The sequence below is a fragment of the Candidatus Poribacteria bacterium genome (assembly GCA_026706025.1).
In the GTDB taxonomy this organism is placed as follows: domain Bacteria; phylum Poribacteria; class WGA-4E; order WGA-4E; family WGA-3G; genus WGA-3G.
In genome coordinates this window covers 1-19,375 of record JAPOZO010000099.1, presented here as the reverse complement: position 1 = coordinate 19,375, position 19,375 = coordinate 1, and the positions used below count along the sequence as shown (strand labels likewise).

Here is a 19,375-nt window from a genome sequence, read left to right as displayed (position 1 = left end):
TTCGTAAGAGAAATTGTTGTAGTTAGAAGAGAGAAGAAATGCAATTGGTTCCAAATAAACTTGAGTCTCACCAGAAACCGATTTTCGACAACGGAGAAAATCGAGAAGAAACCCCCATAGTTAAAAAGCCGATTTTCGACAACGAAGAAAATCGAGAGGAGACCCCCATAGTTAAAAATATAGGTGTTGATACGGGCGGCACTTTCACGGACATCGTGATGCGTATCAATGGAGAACTGTTCACGCACAAAGTCCTATCTACACCCCAAAATCCAGCACACGCCGTGATACAAGGTGTGAGCGAAATCCTGCGTCTTCACAGTGCCGATGCCGTAGGGGCTGGGTCACCCAGCCCTTACATCGTCCACGGATCGACAGTCGCGACGAACGCGCTCCTTGAACGGAGAGGCGCGCGCATTGCACTTGTCACAACGAAAGGCTTTGAAGACGTTTTAGAGATAGGCAGACAGGCACGTCCAAGTCTCTACGATTTCTTTGTGGAACGTCCAGCACCACTTGTCCCTGCCGACAGACGTTTCGGTATACCGGAACGAACACTGCACACAGGCGAAATCCAGACCGAGATTGAATCCACCGATTTGGATGCACTTGCCTCCAAACTCGCTGCGTTGGAACTTGATGCAGTCGCAATCTGTTTCCTTTTCGCCTATGTCAACCCGCAGAATGAACAAATCGTTGCAGCACACCTCGCACGGCTTGGGATACCAATTTCATGTTCACACGAGGTCCTACCGGAATACCGCGAGTATGCACGTTTCAGCACCACCGTCGCGAATGCGTACATCCGTCCTACCTTAGAACGGCACCTCTCTACACTGACAGATTCTGATTTGCTGTACAGTTCTAACGAAACCGTGGTTCGTAATGAAATGGCGGGAGACCCGAACACGAAAAGCGTCAAGAAACAAGCAGCCGATACTTATCCGCAAGGAAAAATTAAAAAATCGTTTCGACTGATGCTCTCCAATGGCGGTAGTATTTCCGTAGAGGCATTTCAGGGAAGATTGCAAGCTGAAAACTTACCGTCCCAAGATACGTCTGTTGGTATCCGCACGGTCCTCTCTGGTCCCGCTGGCGGGGTTCTCGGTGCTTATCAAATCGCTAAAACTGCTGGCTACAACCAGATCATCACATTTGATATGGGTGGCACCTCCACGGATGTGAGCCTCTGTAATGACGGCATCTCGCTCACGACGGAAAGCACGATTAGCGGCCTCCCGATCAAGGTGCCGTTAATTGACATCCATACCGTCGGCGCAGGCGGCGGTTCTATCGCAACTCTGGACGCAGGTGGTGCCTTGCGCGTCGGACCAGAGAGTGCAGGCGCAGATCCAGGCCCAATTTGCTATGACAATAACGGAGAAGACATCACAGTAACCGATGCGAACCTCTTCTTAGGACGCATCGCTGCGACTCAGTTTTTAGGCGGTGCGATGTCACTTAACCTTGATAAGCCCGGCGCACACATTGAAAAATTTGCGGCACAACTCGGCATTCCTGCACTGCAAGCTGCCGACGGTATTCTCAAAGTTGCAAACGCAGCCATGGAACGTGCCATCAAGGTTATCTCAGTGGAACGAGGATTTGATACACGCGACTTCACACTCGTTTCCTTCGGTGGTGCTGGTGGTTTGCATGCTGCCTTTATGGCGGAGAACCTCGGCATCGAAACAATCCTGATTCCACCAAACGGCGGTTTACTCTCCGCTTACGGGATGCTCTTTGCCGATGTCGTCAAAGACTATTCACAGACAGTGCTATGGCGGTTTGAAACAGGTGGCGAGACAGTCATTGAAGCGTTAAACGCTGGGTTCGATGAACTCTTAACCCGTGCGGAGAATGAGATGAAACCGGAAGGATTCACACCTGATCAACTTAAAATTGACCGTTCTCTTGATATACGATACGAAGGACAGTCTTATGAACTAAATATCCCCTATTTTACTGAAATAGGGGCACATGCACTTGTTCAGAGATTTCACGCTGCACACGGTCAGCGGTTCGGTTATGCGCGAACAGACGCACCGGTTGAAGTTGTAAACCTACGACTTACGGCAACTGGGGAGACCGACAAGCCTTCCATCCAACCCTTACCACTCGTTGATGCTGATCCATCTGAAGCATTTACTGTCCAAAACCGTGTTGTCTTTGAGGGTGAAGCACTCCCAACCGATTTCTATCGCCGTGAAGCGTTGCAGCCTGGCAACCAAGTCGCAGGTCCCGCAGTTATAACAGAATTCAGCGCAACCACTGTAATACCACCGAATTTCGCCGCCGTTGTTGATGTGTATCAGAATCTTATTTTGACGAAGAAATAGGACTGTCCAAATTCCTTTGACACAGTGCATCCTGTTTGATATACTTTGTCTTCATAGCATCCAAATTGTAGCCTGTAACGTAGTGGAGGACGGGGCTACGGAAAGGCACGTGAAATTTCAAATTACCTCTCACCGAACCGCAAGGAAAATTAAAAACATGAAAATTACAGATGTAAAAACGATTTTGACAGCACCCAATGGGATTCGGCTTGTTGTTGTTAAGATTGAAACGAGCGAACCCGGTTTATACGGCATCGGTTGTGCCACGTTTACACAACGTCCGCTTGCCGTAGCCACAGCAGTCGATGAATATCTCAAACCCTTTCTTGTTGGAAAAGATCCGGCAAATATAGAGGACATCTTCCAGACCAGTTTTGTCAGTTCCTATTGGCGAAACGGACCGGTACTCAATAATGCTCTCAGCGGTGTAGACATCGCCTTATGGGACATTATGGGCAAACGTGCCAACATGCCTGTCTACCAACTGCTCGGTGGCAAATGCCGTGAGGCTGCAACGCTTTATGCGCACGCAGGCGGCGGAACTTTCGAGGAAGTAGAGGCAAGCATCCGTCGTTATATGGAGCAAGGCTATCGCTATGTCCGCGCACAGGTGGCAATACCCGGATATTCCACTTACGGCGCAGGCGGTGGAAAGCGAAGTTCCCCTGCCTTTGAGCCGACTCCTTATGTGAATACCATCATCAAACTCTTTGATCATCTGCGCACAAATCTTGGCGACGAGGTCGAACTCCTCCACGATGTACATGAGCGTATCCCACCCATACAGGCGATTAATCTCGCCAAGGGGCTTGAACCCTATAATCTCTTTTTCCTTGAAGACCCGTTTGCCCCGGAGGACGTTGATTATTTCCAACTGATGCGCCAGCAGACAAGTATCCCTATTGCTATGGGAGAATTGTTCAATAATCCGAATGAGTATGTTCATCTTATCAAGGACCGGCTTATTGACTTTATTCGGGTACATATCTCACAGATCGGTGGCATCAGCCCTGCGCGTAAGCTTGCCGCATTTTGTGAATTCTTTGGTGTGCGCACGGCATGGCACGGACCGGGTGATGTTTCCCCTGTCGGGCATGCTGCCAATGTTGCGCTGGATCTGGCATGCTATAACTTTGGGATTCAGGAGCAGCACGTTTTCGGTGAGAATACCAAAGAGGTCTTTCCTGGGTGCCCTGAGATTCGAGACGGCTGTTTTTGGGCAAATGATGAACCCGGACTCGGTATGGACCTAAACGAGGAACTCGCGGCACGCTTCCCGTTCCCAGAACATCCGCTCAACGGCGGTTGGGCACCGGTGCGTCGGATGGATGGCACAGTTATCCGCCCTTAGGTGAATCGTAGAACTGCTCACGGTTTGAAACTTGTCAGAAACCCGCTTGCAACAGCAGCAAGCGGCGCGAAAACCCAATAGTTAAAACCATGAAATCTATTGTTTATGCTGCTTTTGCATTCTTAGTGGGTTTCGCATACGCAGAGATCCAGTTTACGCGGGTGACTGACGAAGCAGGCATCCAATTTCGTCACTTTAACGGGGCGACCAGCGAAAAACATCTCGTGGAGACGATGGGTGGCGGTGCTGCTTTCTTGGATTACGATAACGATGACGACTTGGATCTCTATTTCGTCAACGGGGCACCTATACGAGAGTCGCATATGGACTCTCGGGACAATGTAGGAGGGGTTTTTAACCCCGATGCCCTACCGACAAATCGACTCTATCAGAATAACGGCGATGGTACCTTTACCGACGTGACACAACACGCTGGCATCGGGGACACCGGTTACGGCATCGGTTGTTGTGTCGCCGATTACGATAACGATGGTAACTGGGATTTATTTATTACCAACTTCGGGGAGAATATCCTCTATCGAAACGATGGCGATGGCACTTTTACGGACGTGACAAGCGATGCTCGTATCGTTGGTGAACCCTGTTTCTCAGCTGGATGTGCTTTTGCCGATTACGATAACGATGGCTGGCTTGATCTCGTCGTTGTTAACTATGTATTGGTTGATTTAGCGTCCGCTCCAGATTGCTCGCAAGCCGGGATACCCGCGTATTGCCGTCCAGAAGACTTTCCTCCGGCATCAGATATACTCTACCGAAACAATGGCGACGGTACCTTCACCAATGTAACGCAGGATGCCGGACTCACCACACTCGGCAGAGGACTCGGCGCAGTCTGGATGGATGTTGATAATGACGGTTTTCCTGATCTTTACATTGCCAATGACCGGGAGCCTAACTTTCTCTATCGGAATAACGGCGATGGCACTTTTACGGAACTCGGTGAATTGCACGGCATCGCACGCAATGAGCACGGCGATGTTGAAAGTAGTATGGGTATTGATACGGCGGATTACGATAACGATGGTGATTTTGATGTCATCCTCACACACTATCAAGCCGAAACAAATACACTCTATCAAAACGATGGGAACGGGGTCTTTTGGGATGTCACCGCGCAAAGCCACCTGAGTGAACCGACACTTTTACCATTGGCATGGGGCACCGGCTTCGTCGATTTTGACAATGACGGTTGGCTGGACCTCTTTTTTGCGAATGGTCACCTCCACGATAATATTGAAGAATTGGAAGAGATCGGGATCTACAAACAACAAAACCAACTTTTCCGCAATAGCAGCGACGGGACATACACGGATATTTCTGGTATATCTGGTGATGGTATGTTAATCAAGAAGTCCAGCCGTGGTGCAATTTTCGGCGACTATGATAACGACGGCGATCTGGACATCCTTGTCACGAACATTGCCGATACACCGGATCTACTCCGGAACGATACGCCACGGACGCATCACTGGTTAGGGATTAAACTCGTCGGTGAAAAGTCAAATCGCGACGGCATAGGCGCGAAGGTGATACTTCAGAGTGGCGATGTACAACTGCTCCGAGAAGTAAAAAGTGGGGCGAGTTATCTCTCACAAAACGCACATCGACTCTTGATTGGGTTAGGGACAGCAGATCAGGTTGACAGGATAGTTGTCTACTGGCAGAATGGCGTTCAGGATGTCATTGTAAATGTTCAATGCAATCAGTGGTTGACAATTCGAGAAGGTAAAGGTATCATATCAAATTAAGTTGATTGCTTAGACGAGGTTGCTAAGTCTTAATTTTCCTACAACTTTTATGGAGGAAGATCTAATGGATAACAGATTTTTTGTTATGATCCTTAGTCTTGTTGTCACGCTTATGCTGGCTGCAAGTCCGTCTGCACTCGCTAAAGTTGATCCGGATACCGTTGTCGGCATGTGGCTATTTGAAGAGGGTGCGGGCGATGTTGCTAAGGATACTTCCAAGACTGGAAATGACGGGACCATTGCCGGACCCAAAAAGTGGCGCGATGGAAAGTTTGGACAAGCCTTGGAATTCAATGGCAATGATGTCTATGTAGAAGTGGAATCCAATAAGAGCATTACGCTTGAAGAATTAACAATTGTCGCGTGGGCAAATCTGGAACCCTCGCAAGGTGCGCGTTGGCAATCCATCATGATGCGCGGTCAGAATCCACGCAACTATCTGTTGGCTGTGGATAAAGACAGTCAAAAGCTCCAATTCAGCCTTACCAAGGGGGCACCGGGTGCATGGGGAGGTCCGATCGGCGGCCCCGTCGTTACAGGTGATGGATGGCATCACCTCGCGGGCGTTGTCGGCGAGAAAGCCGGTCTGGTTATCTACACCGACGGTGAGGAAGTCGGCAAGCAAGCGTATGCAAAGCCGAGTCTCGATGCCAATCCAGCTCGAATGCGGATTGGGGATGGATCAAACGGTGGACACCAGTGTGAAGGGTTGCTTGATGAAGTCGCACTCTTCAATGTTCCACTTGAGCAGGACGACATCAAAACCATCATGGAAAATGGACTTGAAAAGGCAACAGGTTTGTTGGCGGTAGAACCCGAAAGTAAGTTGACAACAATATGGGGGAAACTGAAAGCTGGCTTGTAGTTCCTCTATTTCTCGCGCTGCCGGATTTCTGCTAAACCTTCTTGATAGAGCGGATTATCAGGCGCGAGTTCAATCGCCTTTAAAATCGCTGTTTCTGCTGCATCGTATTTCCTGATCTTATAGCACAACCACGATAAGGTGTTGTAGTAAGGCGCGGAATCGGGGGATAATTTTGTCGCGTGGCGTGCCAATTCAACCGCTTTTTCCAACTTCTGATTGTGTCGTCCATACAAATAAGCGAGTCCGTGGTACGCCATCGCCGCTTCCGGCGCGAGCACAATAGCCCGTTCGTAGTGCGTCTCTGCTTCATCAAACTTATTCTTCGCCGCATAGAGTGTACCAAGCATTGTCAAGGTTTCTGGCAAATTGGGGTTAATCTCAAGCGCGCGATGGAGCTGCTTTAAGGCGTTCTCTCCGTCTCGGTTCTGCATGTAGGCGATACCGAGATTGTGATAAATCTCTGCTGTCTCTAAGCCGAGGACGATCGCACGTTCGTAGTGTGTGACTGCTTGTTTTGGGTGTCCTTGCTCCAATGCAACGCTGGCGAGTCCAGCGGACACTTGTGCAGTATGCGTATCCGATGTGCTATATTTACCGATACGCTTGAACGTCTGGGTCGCCTTTTCGTATCTTTCGTGTTTGAGATAGGTATTCGCGAGCTGGAGGAGTGCTTCGGCTTTTTCATCGGTATCCGCAACGAAAACTGCTTCAAGTTGTTTCTGGATTTCTGTGTCCGCCACTTTTAAATCACGGAACCGCTGCATCGCCTTTTCAGTTTCGAGTATATCGCCAGTTTGCTGGTAGCATCGGGCAAGTTGGTAGTATGCATTCGGCATCGTTGGCGTTAGGGCAATAGTTTTCTGATACGCAGCAATCGCCGTTTGCCAATCCTGCTTGCGGCTGTAAAGGATGCCGAGATGGTAGTGTGCCTCGGCAAGATTTGGATCTTCCGCAATAGCGTGCTGTTGTGCGGTGACTGCCTTCTCAATCTCTCCACGTCCTGCATAGATTCTACCGAGGTTATGATGTGCCTCGGCAATACCTGCCATGTCTTGCTGAACCACTTCCGTATAGCGTCGGATTGCGTCATCAAACTTTCCCTGTTGGTACGCGATATAACCCAAACCTAACAGTGCTTGTGCCACTGCGGTCTGGCTTTCCACGTTGTCTTTGTGGAGTGCTTCTTGGTAGGCGCGGGTGGCTTCTGCATAGTGACCGAGTTGGGAGTGGGCGTACCCTAAACGAGCAAGCGTCTTCCCACTTTTCTCTGCACTGGTGAAGTGTTGGATGGCTTCTTCGTAATTTTCGAGTTGGAGTGCTGCTTCTCCAAGTTCGTAAGCGTTTTGGGCGGTAGCAGGGTGTCCACCTAACGCATAAAGGCATAATGTGATAGATAGCCAACGAAGTAAAGTTTTCATCGCTATTTTGCGGCGTACACGCCCAAATGCGACGTGCATTCACCTGACGGGACAAAGTAAATGGGTTTAGTCAAACCCCAACCGTTTGACCTCTGTCTGGAGGGAGATCCCAGTCTTTTCACGGACCTGTTGTTGGATGTGTGCGACTAACTTCAGCACATCTTCTGCTGTTGCATTGTCAATGTTGAGGATGAAGTTCCCGTGGATCGTGGATACCTCTGCACCGCCGATACGGTAGCCTTTCAGTCCGCTAATGTCAATCAACCGTCCAGCGGAATCGCCGGGGGGATTTTTGAACATACACCCCGCATTTTCTTCGACGAAGGGTTGCGTTTCGACTTTCTGTTTGAAGAGCGTTTGCATCCGCGCTGTGATGGTGTCAACATCTCCGGGTTCAAGTGTCAGGGTTGCACCTGTAACACAGAAATAGGTGTCCAAACTGCTGTGTCGATATTCAAATTTTGCTTCAGCGTGGGTTAGATTAACAAGTTCGCTGGTGTCAGTCATGGCGGTAACATTTGTGACGACATCTCCGAAACTGCTGCCCCATGCACCGGCGTTCATAATCAGCGCACCGCCAACAGATCCGGGGATACCGAGCGCGAATTCCACGCCGCTCAAACCACGTTGTGACATTGTTTTTGACAGGGCTGGCAGTGCAAGTCCCGCACCCACCGAAACGATATTTTCGTCCACCTCCAGTTTTGCCAACTCGCCGACTAACCTGATACTGATACCTTTGAAACCACTATCACTCACCAGCAGATTGGACCCGCGACCGATGAGCGCAACCGGGACATCCCACGCTTTGTGGAAGCGTGCCAATGCCGCCAGTTCGGAGACCGTGCTGACTTCAATATAAGCCATCGCTTCGCCACCGATACCGAAGTGGGTATGTTTTGCGAGCGGCTCCCGAAACCGGAGCCGTGAGCCGGGTTGCGTTACAATTTCCAGCAGTGCCTCTTTCCAATCCATTCGCCCCTCCCTTCCTCTCTATTATAGCATATACATTGGCGGTTGTCAAAGTCTGTGAGGAGAACAAAAGGTATTGAGTCTCGTGTTTCACGTTTGCGAAAAATAAAAAACGAACCTTTCCTGAACACATCTGACTAAAGAAGCGAAACCAAAATGTGAACGCCTTTGAAATAACATTGGCGGTATTCACACAACTCAAAATCTTATAGGAGAAGTAAAAATGAAGCAGAAATTTTTTGCAATCGGTGCAGTCGCAGTCCTCGCAATCGTCGGAGTCTTTGTTTTTGAATATGCAACGTTGGCACAACGTCCAGACCGGAACGCTCAGAATCAGCAACGTGGAAATCGTCAAGGCGGTGAACGTGGAAACAGAGGCGGCATGCCGGGAATAATGAATCCTATGTCCATCGTTGATAATTCTTGGATTGACTTAACATTCTCCGTGAAGGTAGACGATGAGACACTCGTCAAAGCGCGCCCTGTTTATCAGATGACTCGTGACAAATTCGCAGCGAAGATGAAAGAATTACGTGCCTCCGGTAATTGGCAAGCGATGCGGTCCGAAATGCAGAAACTTGTCGCTACGGTCGGACCCGAATTCCAAGCGAGCCTCAAAGAGGTTTTGACGAAAGAGCAGATGACTAAACTCAACGAATTGACGAAAAAGCGTCAGACAGAAATGCAGCAACGTGGAAATCGTCAGGGTGGTGAACGCGGTCGTCGTGGCGGTGGTAATCAGTAGTCATCGTTTAGAAGCAGCCGCGTGTTTCATTCACGCACTCATATTATGGGTCGGGCATTTTGCCTGACCCTTTTTCTTTTTCAGGCAAAGTATGCGTGAATCAACTCGGTACGAAAATCATCTACTACTCCGCTCTTCAACCCAACGGAGAACCCTCTCACGGTTCTCGGTGTTGCCGTATTGCTGAAACCAGTTTGCGAGTTGTTTACCCGTTTCAATAAGAAGGGGGTTCATCTCTTCAGATTTAGATTTCAATGCGGATTGATATTTTTCGATCGCTGCATTCGTCTGTTTACGTTTGATTAAAGTAAGGGCGAGGGCACATCGGACTTTGGTGAGCGTATCTCTTTTGATTCTATCAAAATGATGCCGGATCAGTTGTGATTCTAAGGACAATAGATTCCTGAACGCGGGCATGTTAATCGGGTCTTTCTGGAGAACAGTTTCAAAACCCGCAAGTGCTTTCTGGTGTTCACCCTCCACGAGATAGAGATAACCGAGGGTATTGTAAATTTCGGTGTTACGCTTGGATTCCGGGATCCCCTCGAATTCAGCGATAGCGGCGGCGTACTGCCGTTGTCCCATAAGTGCATTCCCGCGCCGGATTCGGAGGTTAATCTCTTCTTCCTTCGCTTGTGGGTTCTCCGGTTCTTGTGCCAAGACACGGGACACCTCTATGGTAGCACGCTCATAGTCGCCCGCTCCCTGATAGGCATTTGCGAGACTCAAACGTAAATTTAGATCGGTCGGCGCGAGTCGGAGAGCCTTCTGAAGCAGTTGGATCGCTGTGATATATTCCTCCGTATCACTGAGGCTTCGCGCATAATGGTGATAAGCAGCGATGAGATTATGGAGCGCGTGCGCTGCGTTCGGGGTGATATTGTAAACGTGTTGGAATGCGGACAGTGCCTCGGCATAGTCGCCTTTTTTCAGGTATAACTCACCGAGCAGGTTGCGGATGTGCAATTCGTTCGGGTAAAGTTTCTTTAATTCGAGATACGCATTTGCGGCTTCGTCTAATTCGCCTGCTTCGTTATGTGCCTTCGCCTTTCGGGTGAACGCATCGCCTAAATTTGTGCGGGCAACACCGAGTGTCGGCATTAACAACAACGCGTTGCGATACGCTTCAATTGCCGCATCCCATTCGCCACGATTTCGCAGGGCGACTCCGTAGTTGTTATAGCATTCTGCAAGATGGTGCTTCGTGAGCGCATCGACTGGGTTAATATCAATTGCTTTCTGGTAATAATTGATCGCTGTCTCAAATTGTCCAACTTGGGCGTATCCGTTGCCCATCAATTGATAGGTAGGCGCGTCGAGCGGGTCCATCCGGATCACCCGTTCAAAAGTTGTGGTTGCGGTCTCAAAGTCTTTTGCTGCTAACGCTTTGAATCCCTTTGCCCGAAGGAGTTGATGTAGATTTCGCCGTGCGGCTTTATGATACGGTGCGATATGAAGTGCTTTTTCAAACGCTTGTATCGCCTTTTCTGCCTCTTTTCTTTCATAGAAGAAGATACCGAGTGTATTGTAATCCGCTGGCGACGGTTTCTGGGTGATCCGTTTCTCAAGGAGCGCGATTGCATCATGGGTCTTTCCGGTTTCATGGTAGACTTGAATCAGTTTCTCTATTGCGGGTTGAAACTTAGCATCTAACGCCTGGCAGGTCAGAAAACTCCCGATTGCGGCTTCTGTGTTGCCTTCATCAAAATAGACAGTTCCCAACAGGTAATGATGTCGGAGACGTTTTCGCTTTTCCGCATAGGGTTTCGCTTCAATCTCGGATGTCAAAACCTTGATAGCGATGTCGTGTTGTGGTGTATTAAGGGGTGTATTGTAGAGTTTACGCAACGTGGTTATATCGCGTGCTGATGGATGTTGCACTGTTGCTGTCGGATAACTGATATCACTCGGATGTGGGCTGTGTCCCCATAATCCGATTGCGTGTCCAAACTCGTGGAGGCAAACTGTCCGCATCTCTTTCTGTGATAGTTCGCCGATAGTGCCGTCGCCTTCCAACATAAGTATAACCTCGACGGTAAACGGCGGTGAGGCATCCGCTGGATCTTGCGCGACTATCTGTTTTGTATCCTTGAGGCGCGTGAGTTCTGCACTACCGAGTCTCATGTCCTGAAAGTCGGCATGGAGACCGCTGTGTCCCCAACTGACGCGAATGTCGGCGTTCCGAGGTGCTTCCGTTTCTTCAAAGCGGATGTTACCCTCGCTGGCGGTGTGCCATTCTTGCATGGCATATCGGATTTCCGGTAGATACGGGCTCTCTTTTAGGATGGGCGAGATGTAGACCCGGATCGGCATCTGCGTAAAACGGGTGATTCTGCCTTGAGAAAAAAGTGTAATATGATCGAAATAGTGTGTCTGCACGGGTTGGGCAACCCAACCTCTACGCCCGTGGGCATCGTGTGCTATCGCAATCTGCAGGTTTCCGGTGTAAAATAGTATGAGCGTGAAACTGATTAACGTAAGGTTCAAGATGTTTTTAGAGATAGTTTCGAGGTTAACAAGTTTTGACAACAGCCTACGCCAAAAAGTGTATTGTGTTCTAATTTTCATTCAAAAATTCCTTAACTTCGACTCGCAAGTTTGTTTGCGAAGATACTGATTAACCCACCTAACATCACATACCCAAAAATTACCTCTAAAGTGACGAGGAAACGCGCGGCGGTATTATCCGCTACCACATCACCGAAACCGAGTGTTGTGAAAGTAACGACGCTAAAATAGAAACAGCCCCAGAGAGTTAACGGCTTCTCGCTATACCCCCCTGTGATTTGATCAAAGTGTGGTGTGAGATCTACTAACCATAACGACATCCACGCTGGAAATGGAAATCTGTATGCAATGGCGAAAAGAAAAACAAAAAGGATGGACCAAGATGCCCAGAGTGCTAAACTCCGTCCATAATCGGAACTCCATCGCCATAAACGCGCCAAAACCGGATTCGCTTGGTTGAAGGCGCGAATGAACTGCTGGTCAGCGACGTATCGTTTGAAAAAAGGGTTCTCGACTTCATCTACATGTTGACTATCCAAATAGAATTCGGTTGCGCGATACCGTTTTTTCCTAAGTTTCGCTCCGATTAACGGGAAAAGGGTGTTTGGGATATACTGAATATCGCGAAAGGCGGCGACACCAACAAACTGCGCAGCGGTAAAGTTAGCGGTACCAAGGAATGTGGCGTTGTTGAACGTTGTTGTCTCGGAGAACCATGTTCTTGTGCAGTCAAGTATACCTTGGAATAGGGCGCGCCGAAAATTGACTTCATTGTAGAAATAAGCCTCATGAAATACGGCGTTTCTATGGAATTCAACCCTATGAAAATCGGCGACGTTGTTAAATCTCGCTCGCCAAAAGCTGACGCTCTTGTGGAAGGTCGCATTGTGAAAATCGGCGCGCCTCTGAAAGGTAGCCTCACGGAATGCACAAGAACCACGTAAAATGGCTTCATCGAAATCAAGATCTGCCTCAAAGAGGGTGCGCCGAAAGTCCACATCTTTTTCAAAGATGACCGTCCGAAAATTGACGATATTTTTAAACGTACACCCGGTACAAGAGAGGCTCTTGTTGAGAAGGATCCTGTCATTTTCGTCGCGTTCCAATTCGACGGAAAAGATATCGACAATCCCTTCGATGATACAATTCGAGAATGTAACGGATGTCACATCGCTTTGAAGTGCTTCAAGGAAAACTTGCGCTTTAATTATCTCGTTGTGCTTTTCGTACATCTCTGCCTTTTACCTTGTTTTTTATACAGGGCTTACGCAATGGACGTTCATCGCTACTATGTTCCGCAGGGTCTCCGAGCCCTCCCTGCGTGTGTTGGGGTTCGGATTGGCATAGAACCGAGGTTTCTATCCCGTCCGAACAGCGTCATGATGCGTAAGTCCTATTATATACTGCGCCAATGTTCTGTTCTTGCGTGGTGCCGGTTTAAAATTCTGCCAAAAGGTCGGCAAGCGGGTTTTCGAGAATAGGTTCCGCTTCTGGCTGCACAATGGCATGACTTATACCGTCTTTAAGATGGTAAACCTCAACGTCGTCAGGATTTAACCAACATAACTTGGGCGTGAGTGCTTCTGTCTCTGCAGCAGCCTCTGGTTTTTTTCCCGACAGTTGTCCTGCGGTTAATAGATTTTTAAGAACCGCCAAAAGATATGGGCTATGTGTTGTTATAACAATCTGGCTATCGATATGATTCCGCATCAGGGCAATGATATGCATGAGATGTTTTTGTGCTATCGGGTGTAGGTGTGCTTCGGGTTCTTCAATCACTCGGAAGATGACTTCATTGTAAAGCACGTTCATGAACATATCTTGTAGAATCCGTATGATATTTTGCTGCCCTGTTGATGCCTTCTCTAAAAAAGCCGCATTCTCGCCGGTCGGATGCGAAAAGAGTCGCGATTCGGAAATCTCACCGATAGTTTCGTATTCGCTCCTTAGGATGCATGAGATCTTTTTAAGTAGGAATTCCATCATCGGTTTATCAATGCTCTCTGATTCCGCTTCGGCTTTTTCATCAAAGATATTGTGGAAATTCTGTGTGCTGAAGGTGTCAAGGAATTCCTCGTTCTTTTCCAAAAAGCGTGCAATGAGATGTAGGTTCACACGCGGACGAGTGGCAGCACGTGTTTGGAGATCACTTTTTATGCCGCCATAGAAGATCCGTTTAAGAGCATCGGGATAGTTGACAGCGATATTCCGATCCGCAGGTATGAAAAGACTGTCACGGTATGTACCTGCCAACTTCTCCGTGATGTCGCTTATGCCGATTGCCATTTTTAAAATAAAAAAGAACCGCTCGCTCGTTTTAGATTCTGGCTCGTTATCAGTTGAAGACGTATCTACTTTTGTGGGGAGATCAGCCTCCTTTATTTTACTGCTGAGTTGTTTTTTATCAAACTGCCTCAATTTTTCTTGTAAGGCGTAACAGAGCGTTTCAACTTCGTCCATAACGCTGGGCAGCTGGATCTCAAGCGTTTTTTCGGCGTCTAATGTCAACGTGATTGTGCTATCCGTTGTCCAGTGATAGGTAATTTCAAACGGTTTTATGACATCGTCATTATCTGTGATCAGTGTCAGATCGCTTGCGTCGCCGAAAAACTCTCGGAATTTATACAAAATTTGCGCGCGAAATACCGTTGACAGGTCGGGTGCAACGGGTTTTATATCTTCCGGCGGGTAAGCGTTGATTTGTTTAATATATTGCCGAAAATCGCGGATTAATTCGTGAAAAAAGTAGAGCAGCTTCGCGAGAACGCTTTTGCCGCTGGCAGTCGCGCCGATGAAAACGACTAAGGTTTTATCCATGTCGATTTCTGCTTCTTGGATATTTATAAAGTTTTTGACAAATAATTTAGGCATGGAGTTTCCATAACATAAGGCGTAGGTGATTCAGACTACCCCTTGGCGAGGCAAGGGTTTAATCAGGGAGTTCTCAGGTAGCCGCTTCTTGTAGACACGACCTTTTTGGGTCGGGATTCCTATTTGCTGTGGTTTAACCGGGGACCGGGGATCTGTGTCCATCCTGTGCTTGCCCGGATTGCGTCGATAGCGATTTGGTAACGCCAGCCGTCTTGGAATGTTAAATACGGGTCGTGTGGGTGCTCCTCAATATCCGCGAGGAAATCTCGAACAAGCGCGACCCATTTGTTTTGGATGTCGTCCCCGATGCGCGGTAGGTCCTCTGTTAAAGTTTGCGGAACAGACAGTTCCTCAGTCGTTTCACCAACGTGTTTTGTAAGCGGCGACAGGATATGTCCGCCCCTTCCGACAAGCGTTCCTTGCGTCCCATAGAAATACCAACCCCCTTTTGGGGAGTGGGTGGGCACCCCCGGATGCGTGCGCATTGTTACGAGAATGCTATCTTCAGTATCTGAAGGCTCTGAAGACCCCAATTTAAAAAACGCCGAATAATCCCATTCCGCATCACACACCCGCCATTCGAGTTTCGATGCCTCTTCGGTTGTAATCTCTTTACGCCGCCACACCCGAAAGTCACGGATCTCCGGCACAACGGGTGCTTCTCTAATAGCCGTTTTGGCTTCACCGACAGCCGAGACGATTTTCATACCAGTCATCCGTTCCAGCATACCGAGCCGATGTGTGAGCCCATTGTTCAAGGCACCGCCACCGTGTGCCAACGAACTCATCCAATTCCACGGTTTCACTGTTTTTGAAGAGGTGTTGTGTGGAATCCGACGGCTGTATCCGATATCGACAGCTGTTAACTCGCCGATGCTGTGCTGCTGCGTCAACAGTTCTCGCACGTAAGCGACGCTTGGGTCGTATAGATGCGTTGCGGCGAACCCGTGTTTCAACCCCGTGTCTTTGATGAGATTGTAGATGTGTTCGGCTTCCACTGCGGTAAGTGCTAACGGTTTCTCGCTGATGATATGGCACCCGAGTTCCACCGCCAATTCGATGACCTCGGTCCGCAGAATCGCAGGCGTTGTCAACGCGACGATGTCCGGTTTATGGGTCAACAAACTCTTTCGCCAATCCGTTGAAGCGTCAGGCACGCCTAAATCGGATGCGACTTTCTGCACGATATCTGGTTTTCTGGCACAGATCGCCAACACTTCAACACCGTAATGTTGAAAAGCCTTTGTGTGTCCTTCTGCCGACCAACCTGCGCCGACAACAACCGCTTTTAATTTTTTTGACATTCCTGATTTTTGTGTCTCCGCGCTCCCACAAACTATCTGAGCAAATTTGGAAAGGATTCTTACCGAGAAAACCTAAGTTTAACTCCGACTGGCAAGTTTATTGGCGAAGATGCTAATCAAACCTCCTAACATAACATAGCCGAAGATGACCTCAAGGGTAACAAAGATACGTGCTGAGGTATTGTCCGCAACGACATCCCCGAACCCGAGAGTCGTAAAGGTCACAATACTAAAGTAAAAGGATTTCCAAAACGTCAGCGGTTCATCTACGTTCTCGCCGGTCACTTGATGGAACTGAGGCATCACTCCTTGTAGTCCTTCTGGCAGCCAGGAAGGCCCCGGCATATATAATAGTGAGAATGAAAGGGCTATGAGCATAGACCAGAGTGCCCAGAGTGCTAAACTGCGCCCATAATCCGAACTCCACCGCCAAACCTGAGCCCAGAACGGATTTCTCTCTTGAAAGGCACGTATGAACTGCTGATCCGCTACGTAACGTTTGAAAAAAGGATTCAAAACCTCATTAATATCTTCGCTATCGAGGTAGAATTCCGTTGGCTCCTCAGACTGCCGTTTTTGTTTATTGTTAAGCGATTGCCATATCGTGTTTGGCGTATAATTTACATTCCGGTAGGATGCTGCAACAGCGAACTGTGCGGAGGTGAAGTCAGTTTTTCCGAGGAATGTTGAATGATTAAAGACCGTGGTTTCGGAGAAATGGGTTTGCACAAAGTCCAGTTCTTTTCTGAAAAATGCCTGACTAAAATGTGCAGCTTCTCGGAACGCGGCATTTTTGAAAACAGTGTTTTCCAAGAATTTCACCTCGTTGAAATCGGCAACCCGCTGGAAACGCGTCTGTCGAAAGTTCACCTTTCCGCAAAAAACTGCCTCTCTAAAGAAAACGGGTCCTTCAAACGTTGAGTCCCCGAAGTCACAGGTACTTTGAAACACCGCACCCCGGAAATGAACAGCCTCTTGGAAAACAGAATTGCCGAAAAAGACCTCCTTTTGGAAGTCAGTTTTCTCAAATTTAACGACGTTTTTAAACGTGCACCCAATGCAGACAATTTCCTTGTTAACCACGGCCTGTTCCCCCGCGTCTATTGTGGACTCGGTTGAAAAGATGGCAGCTCCTTCAATGACACAACTCGTCAAAAACACACTTTCATAGTCCTCGCGTAGAATTGAGAGGAACGTTCTTGCATCAAGGGTCTGTTCAGTACCATGGTAAATTTGCATGCCTGTAATCCCTACGTTCTTGCGAAACAGCAAACGCGAAAGTTTGAGATATAGATAGGGCCGAAGACGGGTGCACCTTATGGAATTAGAGAATTTACGATGCCTTTACTCTCATGCCAATATCTCACTAACAACCCGTGCTTTCTCTTCGACACCTGTTAACCGATGGTCAAGCCCTTGGAACTTGAAGGTTAACCGTTCGTGGTCAATACCGAGTTGATTGAGGATCGTAGCGTTTAGGTCTCGGACGGAGACAGGGTCCTTGATGATATTGTAGCTGAAATCATCGGTTTCGCCGTGGACGATCCCGCTTTTTATACCACCGCCAGCCATCCACATCGTGAAACACTTCGGGTGATGGTCGCGTCCGTAGTTATCCTTCTTGAGCGCGCCTTGGCAGTAAACAGTCCGTCCAAATTCACCACCCCAAATAACGAGAGTATCGTCCAACATACCGCGTTGTTTTAGGTCTTGGACGAGTGCTGTTGAAGGTTGATCAATGTCACGTGCTTGATTGCGGATGTCATTTGGTAGGTTTCCGTGCTGGTCCCACCCGCGATGGAAAATTTGGACGAGTCGAACATCGCGTTCCATCATCCGTCGTGCAAGGATACAGCAGTGTGCAAATGTGCCAGGTGTGTTAACATCAGGACCATACATTTCAAGAATATTGGCAGGTTCCTGCTTCAGGTCTGTCAGTTCAGGAACAGACGACTGCATGCGGTACGCCATCTCATATTGCGAGATACGGGCATGCGTTTCTGGATCCCCGACTTCTTGGTAGAGTTCCTCGTTGAGTTTGACCAACGAATCCAGCATCCGTTTCCGTGCGTTTTCACTCATACCTTTCGGATTTGAGAGGAATAGCACCGGGTCGCCTTGGCTACGGAGTAGCACACCTTGGTGTTCGGACGGAAGGAATCCAGCCCCCCAGAGTCGGTTATAGAGTGCTTGTGCGGACTTCCTACCTGTCCACGTAGCATTCATCACAATAAAGGATGGGAGGTTATTGTTTTCCGTACCTAACCCATAACTGAGCCATGCGCCGAGGCTCGGTTTGCCGGGAGTCTCATTGCCGGTACAAACATAAGTGATAGCCGGGTCATGATTAATCGCTTCGGTGTGTAACGATTTAATAATCGCGATGTCTTTGACCATAGAAGCGGTATGCGGTAGTAACTCGCTGAGCCATGCGCCATCGCTGCCATTGTCGTGCTGCTTGAACTCGAAGATAGAGGGGGCAATCGGGAAACGGTTCTGGCCGGAGGTCATCGTCGTGAGACGTTGTCCCATCCGTACTGTTTCTGGGAGGTCTTTATCAAACCATTCCCCCATCGTCGGTTTATAGTCATACAGATCCATCTGCGACGGTGCGCCGGACATGAAGAGATAGATCGCGCGTTTCGCTTTCGGCGCAAAATGCGGGAGTTCAGGCAACCCGCCCATCTGTGGCATCGCTTGTTGTTCAAGAGCATCTACAAGCGTGTTCGGTAGCAGTGAGGCGAGGGCTGCACCACCGAGACCCATGGCACATTTACCGAAAAATTGGCGGCGCGTTTCAAGCTTGAGGTATTCTTTAATTGGGTCCATTGCGTATCTCCTTTGTGATACCTACTTCCATGTGTTGCGGTGCATTTCTCAAAATTGTTGACAGGTGCTTACGAGGTTCCCTCGCCTGACAGTTGTTATGCCAAGAGTTCAGTGATAACCCGTGCTTTCTCCTCAACCCCCGTTAACCGGTGATCAAGTCCTTGGAACTTATAGGTTAACCGCTGGTGATCGATGCCGAGTTGATGAAGAATTGTAGCGTTTATATCCCGTGCAGAGACAGGGTCTTTGACGATATTGTAGCTAAAGTCATCCGTTTCGCCATGAACGACACCCCCCTTTATACCACCGCCAGCCATCCAACGTGTAAAGCATTTCGGGTGATGGTCACGTCCGTAGTTATCCCGACTGAGCTTACCTTGGCAATAAACGGTTCGTCCGAACTC

General features: G+C 48.7%; 14 protein-coding genes. 5 read left to right on the top strand and 9 right to left on the bottom strand.

Translation table 11 applies throughout. The features are described from left to right. Positions 1 to 38: 38 nt before the first annotated feature. The 4 genes from OXH00_25225 to OXH00_25210 all read left to right on the top strand — a co-directional run bounded on the left by OXH00_25225 (position 39) and on the right by OXH00_25210 (position 6,324). The gene (locus tag OXH00_25225) at positions 39 to 2,339 is read left to right on the top strand and encodes a hydantoinase/oxoprolinase family protein (GenBank protein MCY3744330.1); all 2,301 of its coding nucleotides are present in this window, start codon (positions 39 to 41) and stop codon (positions 2,337 to 2,339) included. A 157-nt stretch (positions 2,340 to 2,496) separates the two neighbouring features. Then, complete coding sequence (locus OXH00_25220; GenBank protein ID MCY3744329.1) at positions 2,497 to 3,690, top strand: starvation-sensing protein RspA; 1,194 nt, start codon at positions 2,497 to 2,499, stop codon at positions 3,688 to 3,690. Positions 3,691 to 3,779: 89 nt separating this feature from the next. Beyond that, on the top strand, positions 3,780 to 5,459 hold the full coding sequence (locus OXH00_25215; GenBank protein ID MCY3744328.1) for a CRTAC1 family protein: 1,680 nt from the start codon (positions 3,780 to 3,782) through the stop codon (positions 5,457 to 5,459). A gap of 64 nt (positions 5,460 to 5,523) precedes the next feature. Continuing rightward, complete coding sequence (locus tag OXH00_25210) at positions 5,524 to 6,324, top strand: LamG domain-containing protein (GenBank protein ID MCY3744327.1); 801 nt, start codon at positions 5,524 to 5,526, stop codon at positions 6,322 to 6,324. A gap of 5 nt (positions 6,325 to 6,329) precedes the next feature. Here OXH00_25210 and OXH00_25205 read toward each other — a convergent pair whose 3' ends face one another. After that, a complete protein-coding gene (locus OXH00_25205) occupies positions 6,330 to 7,742 on the bottom strand; it encodes a tetratricopeptide repeat protein (GenBank protein MCY3744326.1) in 1,413 nt (470 codons plus the stop codon). A gap of 66 nt (positions 7,743 to 7,808) precedes the next feature. Next, a complete protein-coding gene (gene murB / locus OXH00_25200) occupies positions 7,809 to 8,717 on the bottom strand; it encodes a UDP-N-acetylmuramate dehydrogenase (GenBank protein ID MCY3744325.1) in 909 nt (302 codons plus the stop codon). Positions 8,718 to 8,937: 220 nt separating this feature from the next. Here murB and OXH00_25195 point away from each other — a divergent pair, with 220 nt between their 5' ends. Further along, positions 8,938 to 9,459, top strand: a complete 522-nt coding sequence (locus tag OXH00_25195) for a hypothetical protein (protein MCY3744324.1) — start codon at positions 8,938 to 8,940, stop codon at positions 9,457 to 9,459. A 117-nt stretch (positions 9,460 to 9,576) separates the two neighbouring features. On the opposite strand, the gene OXH00_25190 is transcribed toward OXH00_25195, so the two are convergent. From OXH00_25190 to OXH00_25160, 7 genes are all read right to left on the bottom strand, one after another. Further along, a complete protein-coding gene (locus tag OXH00_25190) occupies positions 9,577 to 12,027 on the bottom strand; it encodes a tetratricopeptide repeat protein (protein MCY3744323.1) in 2,451 nt (816 codons plus the stop codon). Positions 12,028 to 12,038: 11 nt separating this feature from the next. Then, on the bottom strand, positions 12,039 to 13,199 hold the full coding sequence (locus OXH00_25185) for a potassium channel family protein (GenBank protein ID MCY3744322.1): 1,161 nt from the start codon (positions 13,197 to 13,199) through the stop codon (positions 12,039 to 12,041). Positions 13,200 to 13,404: 205 nt separating this feature from the next. After that, positions 13,405 to 14,838 (bottom strand): AAA family ATPase, encoded by a 1,434-nt coding sequence (locus OXH00_25180; GenBank protein ID MCY3744321.1) that lies wholly within the window; start codon positions 14,836 to 14,838, stop codon positions 13,405 to 13,407. Between the two features lie 119 nt (positions 14,839 to 14,957). Further along, the gene (locus OXH00_25175) at positions 14,958 to 16,142 is read right to left on the bottom strand and encodes a Gfo/Idh/MocA family oxidoreductase (protein ID MCY3744320.1); all 1,185 of its coding nucleotides are present in this window, start codon (positions 16,140 to 16,142) and stop codon (positions 14,958 to 14,960) included. Between the two features lie 78 nt (positions 16,143 to 16,220). Further along, positions 16,221 to 17,381, bottom strand: a complete 1,161-nt coding sequence (locus tag OXH00_25170) for a pentapeptide repeat-containing protein (GenBank protein ID MCY3744319.1) — start codon at positions 17,379 to 17,381, stop codon at positions 16,221 to 16,223. A gap of 111 nt (positions 17,382 to 17,492) precedes the next feature. Next, on the bottom strand, positions 17,493 to 18,971 hold the full coding sequence (locus OXH00_25165) for a DUF1501 domain-containing protein (GenBank protein MCY3744318.1): 1,479 nt from the start codon (positions 18,969 to 18,971) through the stop codon (positions 17,493 to 17,495). Positions 18,972 to 19,066: 95 nt separating this feature from the next. Next, a partial coding sequence (locus tag OXH00_25160; protein ID MCY3744317.1) for a DUF1501 domain-containing protein occupies positions 19,067 to 19,375 on the bottom strand: 309 nt, incomplete at its 5' end.

Coding starts and splice junctions, on each gene's coding strand:
- OXH00_25220 (MCY3744329.1), top strand. CDS start 2,497: ATGAAAATTACAGATGTAAAAACGATTTTGACAGCACCCAATGGGATT.
- OXH00_25175 (MCY3744320.1), bottom strand. CDS start 16,142: ATGTCAAAAAAATTAAAAGCGGTTGTTGTCGGCGCAGGTTGGTCGGCA.
- OXH00_25215 (MCY3744328.1), top strand. CDS start 3,780: ATGAAATCTATTGTTTATGCTGCTTTTGCATTCTTAGTGGGTTTCGCA.
- OXH00_25205 (MCY3744326.1), bottom strand. CDS start 7,742: ATGAAAACTTTACTTCGTTGGCTATCTATCACATTATGCCTTTATGCG.
- OXH00_25165 (MCY3744318.1), bottom strand. CDS start 18,971: ATGGACCCAATTAAAGAATACCTCAAGCTTGAAACGCGCCGCCAATTT.
- OXH00_25210 (MCY3744327.1), top strand. CDS start 5,524: ATGGATAACAGATTTTTTGTTATGATCCTTAGTCTTGTTGTCACGCTT.
- OXH00_25225 (MCY3744330.1), top strand. CDS start 39: ATGCAATTGGTTCCAAATAAACTTGAGTCTCACCAGAAACCGATTTTC.
- OXH00_25180 (MCY3744321.1), bottom strand. CDS start 14,838: ATGCCTAAATTATTTGTCAAAAACTTTATAAATATCCAAGAAGCAGAA.
- OXH00_25185 (MCY3744322.1), bottom strand. CDS start 13,199: ATGTACGAAAAGCACAACGAGATAATTAAAGCGCAAGTTTTCCTTGAA.
- OXH00_25170 (MCY3744319.1), bottom strand. CDS start 17,381: ATGCAAATTTACCATGGTACTGAACAGACCCTTGATGCAAGAACGTTC.
- OXH00_25190 (MCY3744323.1), bottom strand. CDS start 12,027: ATGAAAATTAGAACACAATACACTTTTTGGCGTAGGCTGTTGTCAAAA.
- murB (MCY3744325.1), bottom strand. CDS start 8,717: ATGGATTGGAAAGAGGCACTGCTGGAAATTGTAACGCAACCCGGCTCA.
- OXH00_25195 (MCY3744324.1), top strand. CDS start 8,938: ATGAAGCAGAAATTTTTTGCAATCGGTGCAGTCGCAGTCCTCGCAATC.